13 protein-coding genes are annotated in these 18,750 nt (G+C 58.0%); 11 read left to right on the forward strand and 2 right to left on the reverse strand.

Annotated elements, in window-relative coordinates:
- Window positions 1-248 precede the first annotated feature (248 nt).
- From N1037_22610 to N1037_22655, 10 genes are all read left to right on the forward strand, one after another.
- On the forward strand, window positions 249-2,159 hold the full coding sequence (locus tag N1037_22610; protein UWS82030.1) for a type VI secretion system contractile sheath large subunit: 1,911 nt from the start codon (window positions 249-251) through the stop codon (window positions 2,157-2,159).
- Window positions 2,160-2,234: 75 nt separating this feature from the next.
- Window positions 2,235-4,346, forward strand: coding sequence for a type VI secretion system tip protein VgrG (gene vgrG / locus N1037_22615; protein UWS82017.1), 2,112 nt, complete (start codon window positions 2,235-2,237; stop codon window positions 4,344-4,346).
- A gap of 9 nt (window positions 4,347-4,355) precedes the next feature.
- Window positions 4,356-4,982 (forward strand): hypothetical protein, encoded by a 627-nt coding sequence (locus tag N1037_22620; protein ID UWS82018.1) that lies wholly within the window; start codon window positions 4,356-4,358, stop codon window positions 4,980-4,982.
- Between the two features lies 1 nt (window position 4,983).
- Window positions 4,984-5,283: a PAAR domain-containing protein gene (locus tag N1037_22625; GenBank protein ID UWS82019.1), complete on the forward strand. Its 300-nt coding sequence runs from the start codon at window positions 4,984-4,986 to the stop codon at window positions 5,281-5,283.
- A gap of 7 nt (window positions 5,284-5,290) precedes the next feature.
- The gene (gene tagH / locus N1037_22630; protein UWS82020.1) at window positions 5,291-6,868 is read left to right on the forward strand and encodes a type VI secretion system-associated FHA domain protein TagH; all 1,578 of its coding nucleotides are present in this window, start codon (window positions 5,291-5,293) and stop codon (window positions 6,866-6,868) included.
- Between the two features lie 39 nt (window positions 6,869-6,907).
- Window positions 6,908-8,248, forward strand: coding sequence for a type VI secretion system baseplate subunit TssK (tssK, locus tag N1037_22635; protein UWS82021.1), 1,341 nt, complete (start codon window positions 6,908-6,910; stop codon window positions 8,246-8,248).
- 68 nt (window positions 8,249-8,316) lie between these two features.
- Window positions 8,317-9,759, forward strand: a complete 1,443-nt coding sequence (gene tssL / locus N1037_22640) for a type VI secretion system protein TssL, long form (protein UWS82022.1) — start codon at window positions 8,317-8,319, stop codon at window positions 9,757-9,759.
- Window positions 9,756-13,328, forward strand: coding sequence for a type VI secretion system membrane subunit TssM (gene tssM, locus N1037_22645; GenBank protein ID UWS82023.1), 3,573 nt, complete (start codon window positions 9,756-9,758; stop codon window positions 13,326-13,328). Before tssL ends, tssM begins: the two co-directional genes overlap by 4 nt.
- A 29-nt stretch (window positions 13,329-13,357) precedes the next feature.
- Window positions 13,358-14,014: a type VI secretion system-associated protein TagF gene (gene tagF, locus N1037_22650; GenBank protein ID UWS82024.1), complete on the forward strand. Its 657-nt coding sequence runs from the start codon at window positions 13,358-13,360 to the stop codon at window positions 14,012-14,014.
- Entirely contained in the window at window positions 14,011-14,733 is a 723-nt protein-coding gene (locus tag N1037_22655) for a protein phosphatase 2C domain-containing protein (protein UWS82025.1), read from the forward strand. The genes tagF and N1037_22655 overlap by 4 nt, the downstream gene beginning before the upstream one ends.
- 102 nt (window positions 14,734-14,835) lie before the next feature.
- Here N1037_22655 and N1037_22660 read toward each other — a convergent pair whose 3' ends face one another.
- On the reverse strand, window positions 14,836-17,004 hold the full coding sequence (locus N1037_22660) for a serine/threonine-protein kinase (protein ID UWS82026.1): 2,169 nt from the start codon (window positions 17,002-17,004) through the stop codon (window positions 14,836-14,838).
- 125 nt (window positions 17,005-17,129) lie between these two features.
- Window positions 17,130-17,711 (reverse strand): OmpA family protein, encoded by a 582-nt coding sequence (locus N1037_22665; protein ID UWS82027.1) that lies wholly within the window; start codon window positions 17,709-17,711, stop codon window positions 17,130-17,132.
- A gap of 173 nt (window positions 17,712-17,884) precedes the next feature.
- On the opposite strand from N1037_22665, the gene N1037_22670 reads away from it, so the two are divergent.
- Window positions 17,885-18,724, forward strand: coding sequence for a M15 family metallopeptidase (locus N1037_22670; GenBank protein UWS82028.1), 840 nt, complete (start codon window positions 17,885-17,887; stop codon window positions 18,722-18,724).
- Window positions 18,725-18,750 lie beyond the last annotated feature (26 nt).

Below are 18,750 nucleotides of genomic sequence, written 5' to 3' on the forward strand. Positions count from 1 at the left end.
TGGGATCCTCCGACGCAGAGGGAGGCACTTCTGAGGAGGAGCTTGACCTTGATGATCTTCTGGGGGACCTGACCAGTGACTTTGCCGAGGACCTGGATGATCCAGAAGCGGCGACCGACAGCGCAGCCATCGACACCGCAAAGAGCGCGGGGCTCGACGATCTGTTGGCCGATTTGGACGATGCTGCCGACACTGGCCCGGTGGCGGAGAGCCAGGAGGACGTCGCGCTGGATCTGAGCGATGATCTGATGGATTTGGATGCGCTTCTTGGCGATCTCGAAAGTGATACAGCCGCTGCGGATACCGCGCAGGGCGCGGAACTCGGGGGGGAGCAGGTCGAAGCTGAGCAACAGGCGGTTTTTGCCGAGCCTGAATTTGCCTATGGAACCATCAGTGCAGAGCGCCCTGCCGCGCAGCAGTTGACCCGAAAGCGGTTTCGCATTGCCTTGTTTGGCGATTTCTCGGGCCGGGCAGCCCGTGGTCAGGTGGAAACCGGCGATGCGCTGGCGCAGCGGCCCGGCATCCTGTTGGATCCTGATACCGTCGAAGAGGTGATTGAAGGTTTTGCCAGCCCGTTGATCCTGCCCATCGGTCAGAATGAGGGTGGCATTTCGGTCAAGCTAAAAGAATTTGACGACCTGCATCCAGATGAGTTGTTTGAAAAGGTTGCGCTGTTTTCCGAACTTGTGAGCCTGCGGGATCAGCTGCAGTCTGGGGTCACGGTTGAGCACGCCAGCCGCAGCCTGGCGGCCTGGGCCGCGCAATATGGCACGCCCATACGGGCGCCAAAACGGACCTCAGCCAGCAATTCGGTGCCAGCAGATCGGCGGTTGAGCGCCTTTCAACAGCTGATTGGCGATGCTGAAAATTCCCTGCGGGAGGCCTCACCGATAGATGAGCTGCTGGCCCGGGTGGTTGGTCCCTATATTCGCGCCTTACCCAATCCAGAGGTGCCCGCGATGCAGGCGGCGGTGGATGCTGCCCTGTCGGACGCGATGCGCCTGGTGCTGCATCACCCGGAGTTTCAGGCGCTGGAGGCGCAGTGGCGCTCTTTGGATCTCATTGCCCGCTCGGTGGAGGTCGACGACAGTCTTGAGGTGGTGCTGTATGATGTCTCTGCTGAAGAACTGGCTGCAGATCTGGCATCTCAAGACGACCTAGCCAGTTGCGGCCTGACCCGATTGTTGAGCGAAGAGCCTATGGACCCGGAGCTGGGACGGGGCGGCTATTCAGCCCTGATCGGCATGTACGGGTTTGAGGAAACCCCTCCCCATGCGGAACTGTTGGGACGGATCGCGCGGGTGGCGGCGCATGTGGATGCGCCGTTCTTTACCAGCTTGTCACCGGAATTCCTGAAAACGGAAAAAAAGGATCGCCCAGCTGTGGTGGCCAATGCCTGGGATACCCTGCAACAGATGCCCGAGTCAGGCCATTTGGCCCTGGCCAGCCCCCGGTTCTTGCTGCGCCGTCCCTATGGCGCCAAAAGCAACCCGGTGGATGCCTTCGACTTTGAGGAGTTCTCAGAGACTGAGGGGTTGAAGGGGATGCTGTGGGGCAATCCGGTGGTGCTGGTGACCATCCTGCTGGCGCGCTCCTTCAAGCAAAATGGCGCCTCGATGCAATTGGGCTCTATCATGTCGCTGGGCGGGATGCCCTATCACACGGTGAATGATCGTTTTGGCGATCAGGTGGCGCTGCCCTGCACCGAACGCAACATAGACCTGGACAAAATTGCCCTGGCCAATGAGCGTGGGGTGATGGCTATCAGCGCCGTCAAAGGCCGGGATGAGCTGCGTCTGACGTCGTTTTCCTCTGTTGCCGGGAGTGAGGTTCTGGGTCCTTGGAGCGGTGTTCCGGCCCCGGCGCCTTCGCCAGCGGATCCGCGCGAGAAAGCAGGCATTGCAGCTGCAAAACCCGCCGATGCTACGCCGCAGAGCGTGGAAGACAACGGCGGTTCGCAGGCGGATGATCTGGATTTGAGCGACTTGGGCCTGGATGATCTGGATCTGGGTGACGCCGCAAGCGGCGATACTGCAGATGAAGCTGGGGATCTGGACGATCTAGACGCGCTGTTGGCGGGATTTGGCGACGATACGGATACGGAAGAGAATGATGACGAGATGGACGCCGAATTAGCGGCCCTATTGGCGGATTTGTAATGACGAAATTTGATTTGGCAGCGGTGTATTTTCACCCAGTTTTTAACCCGATCGTGATCGGGGAAAGGAGGAGCCATGGTTGAGAGCAAAGCACATGACAGTGACATGGTCTGGATGTCCGGCAGCTATTCTGTACGGGATCTTTTGCTGAAACGTGCCATTGTGCGCGAAGGCCTGAGCAAGCTGACTGAGACCACAGTCGAGTTTCAGTCCAAAAACAAAGCCATCAAACTGGAAGATATCGTTGGTCAGACGATGAACCTGCATGTCCAGACCGAGGGCGGCACAGATCAGAAGTTTTCGGGTCTCTGTATCTCGGTGGAAAACATGGGGTTTCGCGATGGCTATGGGCTCTATGTGGCAGAGGTGCGCCCCTGGTTCTGGCTGTTGACGCGTACGACAGATAGCCGGGTTTTTCAGGAGCTTTCTGCGGTGGATGTCATCAAGCAGATTTTCAGTGAAAACGGTTTCACCGACTTTCGTGATCGTTTGAGCGAAAGCTACGAGGCGCGCGACTATTGCCTGCAATACCGCGAGACCGACTACGATTTTATCTGTCGCCTGATGGAGGAGGAGGGGATCTACTTCTACTTTGACAGCAGCAGCGATAAAAACGCAGCAGAAACTCTGGTGCTGTGTGACGGGATGAGCGGTCATTCACCGGTGAACGGCAAATCACAGGTGGAGTTCCACGCCCGCGATGATCGGGACCGTCGCCGCGAAGATCATATTTCTGAGTGGGCACATGAAGAAGTGCTGACCACTGGCAAGGTGACCCTGAATGATTTTGATTTCCTGTCACCGGCGGCGGATCTGAAAGTTAAAAATGCCATTCCCAAAGGCAGTCATAGCCACAAGGATTTTGAGCATTATGATTACCAGGGCCATTATCGCAAAGACACCGGTCTGGGGAACAAACGCGCCCGAGTTCAGATGGAGGCGGAGGCTGTCCGGCACAAGCGCTGGCGCGGAGCTGGCAGTCTGCGGACCCTGGGCACCGGCTATACCTTTCAATTGAAAAACCACCCGGACAAGCCGGCCAATGGCGAATACCTGGTGGTGGATGCCGTGCACTATTTACAGGTCGCAGGGGACTACAACGAACGGGAAAAACGCACGACTGCAGCGGCTGAAGCAGGTGAAATGCGCCATGATATCAAGCCGCGCAACATGGACTTCCCAGAAGAAATCAAAGGCGATGCCTATGCCAGCACTTTTGGTGCCATCGAAAAGCATGAGCAATTTCGCGCCCCTCTCGCCACCAAATGGCCGCAGGTTCCTGGGCTGCAAACAGCAACTGTGGTTGGCCCCAGCGGCGAAGAGATCCTGACTGATAAACACGGCCGCATCAAGATTGAGTTCCACTGGGACCGTGAAGGCGATGCAGATGAGAAATCCTCTTGTTTTGTGCGGGTTGTGACGCCCTGGTCGGGGAAAAACTGGGGCATGGTTGCGGTGCCGCGCATCGGCCAGGAAGTGGTGGTGCAGTTTGAGGATGGCAACCCGGATCGCCCGATCTGTACCGGTATGTTGTATAATGCCGATACCATGCCACCCTATACCTACCCGGATGATCAGACACAGCTGGGCATCAAAACCAACTCCTCCAAGGGCGGCGGCGGTTACAATGAGCTGATGTTCGACGACAAAAAGGGCGAAGAACTGATGCGGGTGCAGGCGGAAAAAGATCATCAGATGTTGATCAAAGACCGCTCAGCCGTCACCATCGGTCTGGACGCGCCGGAACCGGATGCGCCTGGCACCGATGAAAAAAGCTATGCCATGACCGTCAAACAGCACATGGATGAGGTGGTCAAAAGCGGCAACCGTACAGAGGTGGTTGAAACTGGCGACAAGGCGGAAACCATTCAGACAGGCAACATGACCCTGGATGTGGACACCGGAAACTTGACCGAGACCATCGCCAAGGGCAATCATGATGAAACCGTCAGTCTTGGCAATATCTCGGTGGATGCCACGGCCGGCAAAATTAAAATGACAGCTGGTCTGGAGATCTTGCTACAGGTCGGGCCTTCGTCGGTGAAGATCGACAATTCAGGTGTGACGATCAAAGGACCTATGATCAAAGTCGAAGGCAGTGCCATGGTTGAGGCCAAGGCCCCAATGACAACCGTCAAAGGGGACGCGATGCTGACCCTTAAAGGCGGCCTGACGATGATCAACTAGGTGGGAAATATGTCAGAGAACTTCGAAAACCTGGTCAAGCTTCCCGCTGACCCCGTGGCCAAACTGCTGTCGCATGCCAATGTGTTGTTGAAAACGCCGCTCCAATCGCCGCCATCGGCGGCGGCTGGTGTTGTCCTGAAAGAGCTTTACGACAAAGAGGCCTTGGTGGATCTGTTGCGGCTTTTGGGGGTCTTGCTCCCCCCGCGTGAGCGGGTTTGGTGGGCCTGTATGGCAGCCCGGGATTATATCGGTCCGCGCTCCGACAAGGATCCCGCCTCGCTGAGCTGTTCCGAAGCCTGGGTCAGGGATCCGTCAGAGGAAAACCGGGACGCGGCCCGGTTGACGCTGGATCACGCCTACATTGATGATGATACGGTGAATTGCGCCCTTTCGGTGCTTTATGCACCGGGAACACTGGGGCCGGGAGACCTCAACCAATATCCGGCCCCCGCTGGAGCGTCAGAAGCAGCGGCCTTTGCGATGAATATGGTAGCATTGAGCCAATTGTCTGATAAGTTTGAAGAACACGGCCGGATTTTGGTCGCGCGTGCTTTGGATATTGCGCGTGGGGGTAATGGACAGGGCAGGGCCAAAGCGGCCAATCCTGATCCAGGTAACGAGAAAGAGGAGGCCTGATATGGGAATGCCCCAGGCACGGGTGTTGGATTTGCATGCCTGCATGCTGCCGTCGATTCCACCACCACCGGCCTTGCCGGTGCCAACACCGATCATGCCGCCCTGTGCGGTGACCGTTCTGGTAGGGAAACTGCCGGCCGCCCGGCTGAGCGATATGTGCACGGCGGCGCCGCCACACCCCATTGTCAAAGGTTCGGGGACGGTGCTGATCAATAAACTGCCAGCGGCGCGGATCACGGATACCGCCGCCTGTGGCGGTTTGATCATCAAGGGTGAGTTCACCGTGTTGGTGGGAGGCTAAGCGACCCATGGGGGTGACACTCAAGTTTCAGAACTCTGGTGCGATGCCTGGCAATGCTGCGCCGGTCGCAATGCTGGGGCCCAGCCTGACCATTGGGCGGGGCGACAGCAACGATATGGTTCTGCCTGACCCGGATCAGCTGTTGTCGCGCAACCATTGCGCCATCGAGGACCACAATGGCAATGTTGTGGTAGTTGATCTCAGCGCAAACGGAACCTTTCTGAACTACTCCAAAATCCCGCTTGGACGTACGCCGACGCCGTTGAACAATGGCGATGTGCTCTGTGTGGGCAACTACGAGCTGCTGGTCGAAATTCACAGCAGCTCAACCGCGCAGATGATCCCCGATCCGTTGTCCGATGCACCGGTGTCGCATGGGGTGGCCAATAATGCGCCGGATCCGATGGCGCTGTTGGATGATGCAGGTCCTGCCGGGGATTTTTTGGATGATCTTCTTGGCGCCTCGAACCCCACCGGACCATCGCAGCTCAACCCGGTTGATCCGATTGATGATCTGTTGCCGCCTCTGGGCGAAGATGAAGATCCATTTTTCCAAAAGCCCAGTGACGGGCGCGAAGGGGTCGGCGCCAGCCTGCCCAGCCATTCTGCGTCGGCGGCGGATAGTTTTGCAAGCCCGGCTGCACATAGCGCGACAATCCCGGATGACTGGGATGATGACTTTTTGTCAGGGATCGGCGAACCGGCTACGCCCAGCCCCGCTGCGCCTCCGATTACGGCCGCACCTGCTGCCGTGTCCCCTGTTCCGACACCTAGGCCTGCTCCCGCAGCGGCAATTGTAGAACCTGCCCCGGCTGTACCACCAGCGGCGGCGTCATCAGACCCCTTTGCCGAACCCTCGGATACCGTAGCCACAACCCTAGAAGCGCCTGGGCTAGATGACACGCCTGGTGTCGCGCCAGGGGCGACACCAGTGGAAACAGAACTGGCCAAAGAGACCCCAAAACAAGCTGAGACAGAGGTCGCGGGCAAATCGGAACTGCCCTCAAACGCGGTCGCTGCGTTTTTGCGGGGTCTTGGTGTTGAAGAGAATGCTTTGGGAGATGAAGACCCGTCCAAATCTATGGGGCGTATGGGGCGGGTCTTGCAGACATTGGTGACGGGCCTGCGTGAAATCCTGATGACGCGGACCTCGATCAAATCGGAATTCCGCATCGAACAAACGATGATCTCGGCTGGGGGCAACAACCCGCTAAAGTTCTCGATCACTCCAGAGCAAGCTGTCGAGGCCATGCTGAAACCCGCCACCAAGGGCTATCTCAGCCCCGAGACTGCCGTCGAAGAGGCGCTGAAGGATATCAAGGCGCATGAAGTTGCCATGGTGACTGGCATGGAGGCGGCGCTGAAAGGCGTTTTGACCCGGCTCGACCCCAAGGCGCTGGAAGCGCAGATCGAAGATAAAGGCGGATTAAGCGGTCTCTTGCGTGGTAAAAAAGCCCGCTATTGGGACGTCTATGAACGGCTGTTTTCCGAGATTTCGGATCAGGCCGAAAACGATTTTCATGACTTGTTCAGCCGCGAATTTGCGCGGGCCTACAAGGCGCAATTGGACAAATTAAAAGACTGAACCGCGCAGATCTGCGCGGACAATTAAGGGGAGAACCAGGTGTCCTGGGACAGCAAGGTGCTTTGGACTGAGGGGCTATTTCTACAGCCGCATCACTTCCAGCAATCAGATCGCTATACCGAAGGCCTGGTGACAGGCCTGGCCCGTCGTCTTGCCCCTTATGCCTGGGGGGTCAATGCGTTGGAAATTGACCACGAGGCGCTGAAGATCGGCCAGTTCGCTCTCAAATCCTGCGAGGGCTTGACCCAGGATGGCAGCATCTTTCGGGTGCCGATGGCAGATCCACATCCCCCGGCGCTAGAAGTGCCGACCACCATAAAGGACTGCGTTGTCTATCTTACGGTGCCGCAGCGTCGCCAAGGCGCGGTTGAGGTCGACCTGAGCGGAGCCGAGCGGTCCGCTAGCCGGTTGCGCCCGGCGAGCCAGGAAGTCACCGATGTCACCAGCACAGAGCGCAAACCGGTGCCTTTGAGTGTGGGCAAGATGCGGCTGCAATTTGCGCTGGGTGTAGATGACATGGCGGACCTGCTGGCGATCCCGGTGGCGCGTATCATCGAGGTGCGCTCAGATAAAGAGATCATCCTGGATCAGGCCTTTATACCCTCTTGCCTGGATGCGCGCGCGGCCTCGGTCCTGCGGGACTTCCTGCGTGAACTCGAAGGGTTGTTGGCGCACCGGATGGAGGCCCTGTCGGGCCGTCTGGCCGAGGCAGGGTCTGCCCGCGGTGTGGCAGATGTTTCTGACTTTATGCTGTTGGCGGTGGTGAACCGGATGTTGCCGATGATCCGGCATTTGCGGCAGATCGAAAACCTGCACCCCGAACGTTTGTATATGCTCTGTGCCGGTCTGGCCGGGGAGCTGTCAGGCTACATGGCGGCGGACAAACAGGCGCCGGAGTTGCCCCCTTATACCCATGACGATCTGATGGGCTGTTTTGCGCCGCTCATCCGGGTGCTGCGGCAATATCTCAGCTCGGTACTGGAACAGACGGCTATCGCGATCAAACTGGAAGAGCGCAAATATGGCATCTCGGTTGGGGTGATTGCGGATCGCAAACTGTTGGGCAATGCCGGGTTTGTGCTGGCGGTGAGTGCAGACCTGCCTGCCGAAGACGTGAGGCGCCATTTTGCCGGCCAGGCCAAGATCGGCCCGGTTGAGGAAATTCGACAACTGGTCAATTCGGCACTGCCGGGGATCACGCTGCGGCCCCTGCCGGTGGCCCCACGCCAGATCCCCTATCATTCTGGTGTGGTCTATTTTGAAATGGATGCGGACAGCCCCTATTGGCGCAAGATGACCACCTCTGGCGGCGTTGCGGTGCATGTGTCCGGGCAATATCCGGGGCTTAAGATGGAACTTTGGGCCATTCGCAACAGCTAAGGCAGGCAGATACATCAGCCCTGCGCTGTGGGGGTGATTTTGGTAATTTGGTGAGTGGGTAAGAGATCATGGGTGATTATGACGATCCCTTTGCAGAACCGGGCGATACCGACAAAACGGTGATCCGCCCCAACCCTGGCGGACGCCGTACTGCGACACCGCAGCCGACGCCCGTTGCCGCCCCACCCGGCGACGGTGGCCAGGACCCTGCTTCTGGTGCCGGGCTGGATGCCTTTGGTGTGCCCCAGGCGGCCACGGCTCAAAGCAACCAATCCGGCAGTCAACCCGGCGGGGCAGCAGGCAAAGCTGCACCTATGGCGTTGACAGGGATGAACTCGCTGACCGCCTGCGCTTCGACCCTGTTTGCCTTGATCAGCCGCATTCGCAACCGGGCGCAGCATATGGACCCAGATGGGCTGCGCAAGAACGTGGTGGCCGAGGTGCGGGCCTTTGAAAATCGCGCTTTGCAGGCGGGTATCGCTGCGCAGACGGTAAAAGTCGCCCGTTATGCGCTCTGTGCGACGTTGGATGATGTGGTGCTGAACACGCCCTGGGGTGGGCAATCCAGCTGGGGCCTGCAGTCCATGGTTGGGACATTTCACCGAGAAACCGTTGGTGGTGACAGGTTTTATGACCTTCTGGCCCGTCTGGAAAAAGAACCCGGGGCCAATATCGACATGCTGGAGTTTCTCTACATGTGTATGTCGCTGGGCTTTGAGGGCCGTTTGCGTATTGAGCAGGGTGGGGCTGAAAAGCACCTGCAAATCCGCGCCGCTCTGGCCCGCATTCTGCGCAACCAGCGTGGCCCGATTGAACGGGATCTGTCGCCCCATTGGGAAGGGGTGATCAAACCTTTCAAGGTGCTGTCGGCCTGGCGCCTGGTCTGGATCGCCTTGGTGGTGACCAGCGTGTTGCTGGTGGCGCAGTTCCTGGGGCTGAGCTGGGCCTTGTCCAATCAGACAGGCAATGTGATCGGCCAGCTGAGCATCGTTGACTCTGGCCCACCCGTCGAGTTGGAGCGCAGGGCACCGCCACCGCCGCCACCACCGCCGATCCAAACGCTGGAAGAACAAGTGGCCAAGGTTGCAGGCTTTCTGGGCCCGGAAATTGACGAAGGCATTGTTGAGGTTTTCCAAAAGGGCAACACGCTGATCATTCGATTGGCGGGATCGGGAATGTTTGGCTCTGGTTCTGACCAGCTCAGCAAGGGGTTTAAAACACCCGTGGCCCGTGTTGCTGAGGCGCTGAACGAAGAAAAGGGTCAGGTCATTGTGGCCGGCCACTCGGATAATATCCCTATTCGCTCGTCGCGCTTCCCCTCCAACATGGCGCTATCTTTGGCACGGGCCAAATCGGTGATGACGGGCATGGCTCAGGTCTTTAACGACCCGACGCGTCTGTCTGCCGAAGGCCGTGCAGAAAAAGAGCCCATTGCCGACAACGGCACCAAGGCCGGGCGGGCCAAGAACCGCCGTATCGAGATCTTGCTGGTGCAGGAGGTTGACCAATGATCCGCCGTTATCTTTTGCCGATGTTTCGATCGCTCTATTCGGCGCTCATCCTGCTGGCGATCGCGCTTTCAGCCTGTACCTGGTTTTTTGCGCCCTACATTGGCAGCGCTGACTGGCGTCCCTTTGACGGCATTCAGGCGCGGGTGATCACCATTGCGGTGATCTGGGTCCTGACCCTGCTGATCATCGGATTGGTATTCTGGCTGCGACGCCGCCGTGACCGAGCGATGGCTGACGACATGGTCGAAGCCGCAGATGTTGTCGATGATGACGATGTGATGCTGGAAGAAATCGGCGAGCTGCGTGGAAAATTCAAGCAGGCGATGGCAGAGCTGCGCAAGTCCAAAAACGGGCGGCGGCATCTGAATGTGCTGCCTTGGTATGTGATCATTGGCCCGCCGGGATCAGGGAAAACCACGGCCATTGTGAACTCGGGCCTGCAGTTTCCCCTGGCGGACAAGCTGGGCAAAGCCGCCATTGGTGGTGTTGGCGGCACGCGCAACTGTGATTGGTGGTTCACCAATGACGCGGTGCTGATCGACACCGCCGGGCGCTATACCACACAGGAAAGCGACGCAGAGGCAGACAATGTCGCCTGGCTTGGCTTTTTGGGCCTGTTGAAAAAGTACCGCAAGCGCCAGCCAATCAATGGGGCTTTGGTGGCGATCTCGCTGTCGGATCTTTCGCTGCAGGACGAGATGACACAAAAATCCCATGCCCAGGCTGTGCGGCGGCGCTTGTCTGAGCTGCGCGAACGGCTTGGGGTGCGCTTTCCGGTCTATGTTCTGTTCACCAAGGCCGACCTCATCGCGGGCTTTCAGGAGTATTTTGACACTCTTGGCAAAGAAGAGCGCGAGCAGGTCTGGGGCTTTACCCTGCCGCTGATCAAAAGCAAAAAAGACGCCGCCGCAATTGAGCATTTTGACGAGGAGTTTGCAGGGCTTCTGGGGCAGATGAATGCGCAGCTGTTGGAGAAAATGCAGGCAGAAACCGATCATCAGCGCCGCGCGCTGGTGGCAGGTTTCCCGTCGCAGCTGGCCTCGATGCGGGCCGTGGCCAAAGAGTTTCTGACCGAGGTCTTTCAGGACAACCGTTATGAGCAACGCCAGATGCTGCGAGGGGTCTATTTCACCTCCGGGACTCAGGAAGGGACGCCGATTGACCGGCTGATGCTGGGCATGGCGCAGACCTTTGGCATTGGACGGCAAGCCATCGGCACCGGCCAGGGGACGGGGCGGTCCTTTTTCCTGACCCGCTTGTTTGAAGGCGTGTTGTTCCCCGAGGCCGGCCTGGTTTCCGCAGATGACAAGGTTGAGCGCCGCTATCGTTGGACGCGGCGCGCGGCGATTACCGCAACTGTACTGGTGGCTGCGGCCATGGGCGGGCTTTGGGTGAATTCCTTCTTTCAGAACGCCGAGTTCATTCGTAAGGCCGAGGCGCAGGTTGTCGAGTATCAGGCTAGGGCCGCAACCCTGCCAGCCAGTCCAGTGGGCGATACCGATCTTGTGCCGGTGGCGGAGGCACTTAACTTGCTGCGTGACATGCCGGGCAATCCGGTGTTGTCAGATCCGCAGCCTGAACGCGCCATGACATATGGCCTGTATCAGGGCGAGGTCATTGGCACCCAGACGGCACAGACCTATCGCGCCGCGCTGAACCAACGCCTGTTGCCGCGGCTTCTGGTGCGTCTGGAAGAACAAATTGCAGGTAATGTGAACAATCCTGATGTGCTGTATGAAGCGCTGAAGATCTATTTGATGCTGGGCCTGCAGGGGCCGATGAATCCGGATCTGGTCAAGGAATGGATGCGGCTGGATTGGGAATTGGTGGCCTATCCTGGCGCCGCACGTGGGCAGATGCGCAATGACTTGATGGATCATTTGTCGGCGCTGCTGTCGCAACCGATGGAAGAGATCGCCCTGAACGGTCCACTGGTGGAGCAGGCGCAGAATATCCTGTCGGAAATGCCGCTGGCACAGCGGGTTTACAACGGGATCATCAATTCCAATCAGGCGACCAGCCTGCCAAAATGGCGTTTGACCGAAATTGGCGGTCCTTCGGTAAAGCGGGTCCTTGTGCGCAGCTCTGGTAAGCCGCTGAACGAAGGTGTCGAGGGTATTTTTACCTATGACGGCTTTAACAACGTGTTTTTGCCCGAAGCGGTGAGTGTTTCCGAACGGGTACAGAATGAGGCCTGGGTTCTGGGCGAACGGGCGGGGGATGGCCAAAGTGAAGCGGCGCTTTTGGCGTTGAGCCGCGATGTGCTGGATCTCTATTACAACGATTATATCAGCCGCTATGACCAGATCTTGGGGGATGTTGATATCGTGCCGCTGGAGTCGCTCAGCCATGCGGTTGAAGTGACAAATGTCCTGTCCGGGCCGACCTCGCCGATTATGAATATCCTGACGGAAATCAGCCGCGAAACCCGGCTGGCCGAGGATCGATCAGCACTGGATTCCGCTTCGCTGAACGAGGGTGTTTCCCAGGTTGTCGGCATCGAAACCCGGTCGGGTATGTCCATTCAGGGGCAAATTCTGCTGGAAGCTCTGATCAATTCTGCCGCCAACGCGCCAGGAGAGGCCCCCAAACCGCCAGGGTCCTATGTGCAGGAACGCTTTCAGTGGCTGCACGATCTGGTGGTCCGGCTAGAGGGGCAGCCTTCGCGGTTGGATGACCTGATGGGGTCTTTGCAACTGGTCTATCAAGAGCTGAACAAGATGTCGTTCAGCGGTGTGGCCTCGGGGGAAAGTGGTCAGGCGCTGCTGCAATTCCAGCAGACGGCGTCGCGGATTGACGGGCCTATTCAACGCTGGGCAACACAGATTTCGGCGGGCTCGTCTGGCATTACATCCGAGGGCACGCGGGCGTCGATCAACGCGCGCTGGCAATCTGCGGTACTGCCGTTTTGTCAAAAGGCCCTGGACAACCGCTATCCGTTCAACCGGCGTGCGCGGGCGGATGTGGCGATGGTGGACTTTGCCAAGCTTTTTGCCCCGGGTGGGCTTATCGACGGGTTTTTTGATGAAAACCTGCTGAAATATGTCGATACCCGCAGCCGGCCCTGGACCTGGAAACGGGTGAATGACGTTGATCTGGGGATTAGCCAAGCAGTGTTGCAGCAGATGCAATATGCCGCTGAAATCCGTGATGCCTTCTTTAATGGGGCGGCTAATCCTTCAGTTCAGTTTCAGATCACCCCAAAGGCGCTGGACCCCAAGGCGAAAGAAGTTCTGCTGGAAATTGACGGGTCAAAGGTCAGTTACAATCACCGCATGGGGCAACCGACACCGGTGGCGGTGAACTGGCCCGGATCCGTTGGCCTGGCCCGGATTACCCTGCTGCCGCAGCGGCGTGGCAATGAAAACACCCTGTCGCGTGATGGGCCCTGGGCCTGGTTCCGGCTGCTGGATGCGGCAGAGGTGCGGCGCACCAATGTCAGCGACCGACGCCGGGTGAACTTCCGTGTTGGCGGCCGCCTGGCCCTGTTTGAGTTGCAATCGGGATCGGTGGTGAACCCCTTTGCCCTGCCTGCCATGGCAAAATTCCGCTGCCCGAAGTCGATGTGATGGCGGCGGGGTTTGGAGCCTTTGGCAAGATGCCCGACGTCGGAGATTTCTTCCGGATCAATGTGGCGGGTGGATTTGTGCGGGTTTGGGACAACTGGGTGCAGCAGCTGATGATGGAGGGGCAGGCCCAGTACGGTGCGGGGTTCGACAGCCACTATATGTCGGCGCCGCTATGGCGGTTCACCCTGGCGGCTGGCCTGGCTGGCCCCAGCAAGATCATGGGGGTTTTGATGCCCTCGGTGGATCGTGTTGGCCGTCGGTTTCCGCTGACGCTGGTATTGCCGTTGGAGACCCCGGGGCCGCCGGCGCTGGATCATCTGCGCGAGGGGGCCTTGTTTGAAAAGCTGGAAGACATCGCGCTTTCGACGCTTGAAAATGGCATGACAATAACCCGGCTAGAACAACAACTCCAATCTCTGGAGGTGCCGGGATTGCGCGCATCCGTTCCTCTGCGGCAGCAGGGGGAGACGCTGGTTCTGACGGGAAGCGGCGGTGACGATTCTCTGGTTGCGATCCATCTTGCTGGCGCCCTGCTGGCAAAACAGGTGCCAGGCGGCGGGGTCTGGAGCACCTACCTGGAGAGTGGGCCGCGGATGATGGTCAGACCGGATTTGCCCCTAGGACATGCGGGGTCTGGGTTGTTTGATCTTGCGGCACCAATATGGCGGGAGGCCCAACCGATATGACAAATGATAAGACATACCGTTTTGCGGCGCAGACCCATGTGGGGCTGAAACGAAAGGTCAATGAGGATGCGATCCTTGCCTTGCCAGACCATGATATCTGGTTGATCTCTGACGGGATGGGCGGGCATCAGGCCGGAGATTTCGCAAGCGCCTTGATTGTCGACACTGTAGCGACGCTGCCGCTTGGGCTGGACCCGGCTGCAAAGATGCACGGGCTGCGCGACAGAATACAAAACGCCCACCACGCCATCCAGGCCGAGGCCGCAGCGCGTGGCGGTGGCACGATTGGCGCGACGGTTGTGGCGCTGATCCTGGCGAACGGTCATTTTGTTTGCCTTTGGGCCGGGGACAGCCGGATCTATAGGCTGCGAAATGGTACGATCGAGATGCTGACCAGCGATCATTCCGCCGTGGCTGATTTCGTTCTGGCGGGCAAGATGACCTGGGACGAAGCCGATCAACACCCCCACGCCAATGCGATCACCCGCGCCGTTGGGGTGGGTGACGCGCTGGAACTGGATAAGGTTCGGGGTATGGTCGAAAGCGGGGACCGGTTCCTGATCTGCTCTGACGGTTTGACCAAATACGCGACCTTTCCCATTCTGCAGGAGGTGCTTTCGACAGCACCGCTGGAAACCGTTGGTGATCGCCTGTTGCAGATCGCCCTGGAGGGCGGTGGAGCCGACAATATCTCCCACATTATTGTCGATGTGATTTGACGTAATAAAAAAACCGCGATGCTTTGATAGCGGATTTTCCTGAGGTTTCCCTTGGGGAGGCCGTGAGTGCGCCAGCAGTATCGAGAGCCTGACGCCTTGTCGTTATGGCAGGGCTGTTTCCAATATCTTGCTGTCCATAGAGAGGATCAACCCGGCATCCCGTGCGCTGTTTTCCTTGAGAGCTTCGGCAAAGCCAACGGCACTTTCGGAGGTTGGGCGCAGCCCGGCGAACAAGGGTTCCGATGAATGCAGAACCAAAACCCGGCTTTTGCCTAGGGTGCTATCGTCAACCCGGAAGGCAAGGCCACCATTCAGGGCAGATTCCGCCAGGGTATAGGCCACGCGCACAGAGAGTGGGCCCGTTGTGTCACCGCGCAGCTCCGCAATCGAATTCTGTTGACGCGAGAGATTGGGCAGCAAGTGGAAGACATTGCCAGAGACATCAAGGATGGAAACCGTCAGAAATCCTGAAGTGATTGAGGCCGGCAGTTTTACATCAATAACCGGGTTTTCGCCGACAAAGAAACGACCCGAAGGATTGGGCGTACTTTCATTGCCGGTGCTGAATACCACATCTATTTTTCCTGTGGGTGCCTTGGGCAACGCCGCTTCGACAATGCAGAGCGAGGGGTTCAGGATCTCAACCTTCAGGGCGATCTTGCGGTTTCCGACGAGACCGCGCAGGGCGTCGAACATCCGAACACGGGTCTCCGATCCGGCAAGCCGCCCGGTTACGGTGATTGTATCCTCGGGGCCAAATCCGCCCCCCACAGAGCCAGGACTGACATTTAGCGGTCCGCAGTCTTCAAAGCCGCCAACCAGGCCGCGGACCTGTGAAATGGCCACAACGGGTAGCCGATAGGTGATTTGCACGGCTCCGTCCAAACCACCCGGCAGCCCGTCTGCGAATTTGGCGTTCAGCGCGGCGGCCAGATCCGGGTCACTAGTGATTCCGCTCAGCTTTGCCTGATTGTCGCTGACCGTCAGCCGCCACTGCTGAAGATCCGACAGCGGGCGAACTGTCGCCAGAACATCCTGGGCCCAGCTATCGGAAATCGCCCCGCTTGAGAGGGAGATATCGGCTTGCTCCACCAGATCGGCCAGCGCAGTTCGACTGTCTTCAGAGGGCATATTGCCGACCGCGCGGGTTGGGCCGGTTTTTGGCTTTTCAACAATCAATGTAAAAGGCTGCGCCACGGGGTAGCTCGGCCCCAACAAGGGATCAAGCAGGCCGGAGAAAAAGGCCCCCACCCCAGCGCCAACAAAGGCAAGTATCGCGACCAGAACCAGGATAGGCGCCTTGCTCCGGCCGCCTTCGGCTTTGGATGGTTTCTTTGGGGGGGATTGGGGCGTTTTCTTTGCGGCGGCTGCTGCATTTGGGACGATGATTGTGGCCTCATCCGCAGGCGGTGCAGCCTCTGGCTCAATCGCTGCGTTGGGGTCGTTTTCGACGCGATCAAGAAAGGTCAGCACATCAGCTGCACTGCCGAGACGCCTGTCCGGATCCGGGTCGCACATCCGTTCGATAAGCTGTTTGAACGGCGTTGGCAGCCCCTCGGTATTCAGTGGCTTTTGTTTGTTTTCAACAACTTCCATTGGGTTGGCACCCAAGGACGGCGCGGCGCCGCGGAAATTAGCCAATAACAGCGCCCCCAGCGAATAGATATCGGCACGGGCATCCGTATTGCCCGACAGCTGTTCAGGCGCTGCATAGGAGTATTTGCCTGCAAATTCATTGCCAACAATGGTTTGGGCGCCAGGGTTGGTATCCTTGGCAATGCCAAAGTCAATAATAACAGCCTGTGCCGGATTGCCATCGCGCAGGATAATATTGTCTGGGCTCAGATCTCGGTGGACGATATTGCGGGCATGTGCCGCTTTCAGGCCTTCTGCGACGCGCCGACAGATGATCAAAAGATCGGCTGCATCCATAGGCCCCTGTTTGAGTTTCTTGTCCAGGCCAGGTCCGTCGATGTAGTCCATCAGCAGGTATATATGGCCATCTGGTGTGCGATGATTTTCCGAATACCGCACCACGGCATCATGGCGTATTTCGCGGATGTTTTCCTCGCGGGCCATAAGGACGGTAAAATCCTCATTCCCGGAGAATTCCTGTTTGAGAACCTTGATGGCGACCAGGTTCCCGGAAATCTCCGAGCGGGCCTTGTAGACGTTGGATGTCCCGCCTCGGCCCAAAAGCATTTCAATTCGATAGGTGTTGTTGAGCAGGTCGCCCGGTTGAAAAAGATCACCGGGCTGAGAGGTAATCATCGCAGCCTATCCTTGTGCAAGCTCAGCGCTTTTGCAGCCCTTCCAGACACGGCAGGAAGAGCTATGCAAAACCGGAAAGGATGCACATCTTCAGGCCGCAACGGGGCCGGGTTGAATTGCATCTGTTAGCCCAGGGCCTGGAATTCTACCCGGCGATTTTCATCTGCCCGGGGGTTGGCTGCATTAAAGGGCGCTGCCTCTCCCATGCCGATCGCCTTGAGCATGTTTTCGGCAATGCCGCAGCTGCTGATCAGATGGCGACGGACCTCCTGTGCGCGCAGCAGGGAAAGCCGTTCATTGTAGCTGGCTGACCCAGAGCTATCCGTATGGCCAATGATCTGGAAAACCGTTCCCTGCAGAAGCTGCATAGACGCGCACATATTCTCCAGCTTGGGTTGCTGATCAGCCCGCAGCGTGGCGCTATCGAAATCGAAGGAGATCTGCAGATTAATCTGTGATTGCTGATCAACCGGGGAATAATCTGCGTTGGAGGAAGCCACGGTGGCGGTTTCCTGAGCATCCGATGCCTGTGGCGCTGTTGCAGCGGCGCTTGGCGCAATCACCAATCCCCGGGTTTTTTGCTGTTGCAGGATCTTGGTAATTTCTTCCACAGACTGGTCGCCACTGTTCGCCTGGGCATGGGCAAGAGAGGCAGGCAATAGCAGAGCAGAACACATGAATGCGGCGATAATATTGTCGCGGACCATAACTTGTCCCTTATACTGAAAAACATTACTTAAAAGACTATACCACATAAATGGTTCTGCCAATGGGCCGGGGTGAATAAGAGCCTTGTCGTATGCGGTGAAATTTTTGGTCAAAGGGCTTTACTCGGCTGCGTCCTGCGCCTTGAATGGTTGGGTATTGATTTGAGGGTGTTATGCGGATTTTACCGGCGATTATTATCTGTATCGGGGTGCTGTTGGCACCTGCGGTCTGGATTGGCTTGAAATGGATGCTTTCCGAAGAGGACTTCCAGGGGGCATCGGTTGATTCCACGGCGCGAATCGAAATTGAAATGCTGCGCCAGCAGATCGAGGATCTGCAATTGCGGTTGACCGATCTTCAGACCGAGGTAGCGCGCCTGCCGCTGGCAAATGGTGGCCAGATTGCGCCGTCCGGTTCGTCTGCCGAAGCCGAGCGCGAGATCTGGGATCAGACCGAAGGGGCGGATCTTGACTATGCTCAGGTTGTGCTGATTGCCGATCGGGTGAACGTCAATCGCGGCTTACAGGTAACTGGTGGGAAGTATCTCACGGAACGTCTGGGGCGGCCACGGGAAACTCTGAACGACACATGCCAGCCGATGACCAACCCCGAGCTGAAGGAAAAATTGGTGACAGAACAAGTTGGCCCAATCCGGGTCAGCATGCTGCGGCCGGCCATCGAGAGCCTGAAGGTGGTGTTTGAAAACATCCGACAGGCTGATCCGGATCTCTACAATCGCATCAATACCGCCGGGGCGCTGTGTGTGCGTCGTATCCGGGGCACCACCAATTCACTGTCCACCCATAGCTATGGTTTGGCTGTTGATCTGAATATTGATGGTCAGTTGGATAATTTTACCGATGGGAAGACCCAATTGGGGCTGACCATCATGGCGGATTTTTTCTTTGACGAAGGCTGGGTCTGGGGCGCCGGTTTCCGTCGCGAAGACAGCATGCATTTTGAAATCAGCCGTCGCCAACTGGATGCCTGGATCGCAGAAGGCCGCCTATAGGTGACCCTTCTGCGTATCTGGCTTGC

It is taken from the genome of Phaeobacter sp. G2, assembly GCA_025163595.1.
Classification (GTDB): domain Bacteria; phylum Pseudomonadota; class Alphaproteobacteria; order Rhodobacterales; family Rhodobacteraceae; genus Pseudophaeobacter.

Bases quoted from the DNA above. Each gene is read 5' to 3' on its own strand.
- N1037_22625 (UWS82019.1), top strand. From the start codon at position 4,984: ATGGGAATGCCCCAGGCACGGGTGTTGGATTTGCATGCCTGCATGCTG.
- tagF (UWS82024.1), top strand. From the start codon at position 13,358: ATGCCCGACGTCGGAGATTTCTTCCGGATCAATGTGGCGGGTGGATTT.
- N1037_22655 (UWS82025.1), top strand. From the start codon at position 14,011: ATGACAAATGATAAGACATACCGTTTTGCGGCGCAGACCCATGTGGGG.
- N1037_22670 (UWS82028.1), top strand. From the start codon at position 17,885: ATGCGGATTTTACCGGCGATTATTATCTGTATCGGGGTGCTGTTGGCA.
- tagH (UWS82020.1), top strand. From the start codon at position 5,291: ATGGGGGTGACACTCAAGTTTCAGAACTCTGGTGCGATGCCTGGCAAT.
- N1037_22660 (UWS82026.1), bottom strand. From the start codon at position 17,004: ATGATTACCTCTCAGCCCGGTGATCTTTTTCAACCGGGCGACCTGCTC.
- N1037_22610 (UWS82030.1), top strand. From the start codon at position 249: ATGGATTTGGATGCGCTTCTTGGCGATCTCGAAAGTGATACAGCCGCT.
- vgrG (UWS82017.1), top strand. From the start codon at position 2,235: ATGGTTGAGAGCAAAGCACATGACAGTGACATGGTCTGGATGTCCGGC.
- N1037_22665 (UWS82027.1), bottom strand. From the start codon at position 17,711: ATGGTCCGCGACAATATTATCGCCGCATTCATGTGTTCTGCTCTGCTA.
- tssM (UWS82023.1), top strand. From the start codon at position 9,756: ATGATCCGCCGTTATCTTTTGCCGATGTTTCGATCGCTCTATTCGGCG.
- N1037_22620 (UWS82018.1), top strand. From the start codon at position 4,356: ATGTCAGAGAACTTCGAAAACCTGGTCAAGCTTCCCGCTGACCCCGTG.
- tssL (UWS82022.1), top strand. From the start codon at position 8,317: ATGGGTGATTATGACGATCCCTTTGCAGAACCGGGCGATACCGACAAA.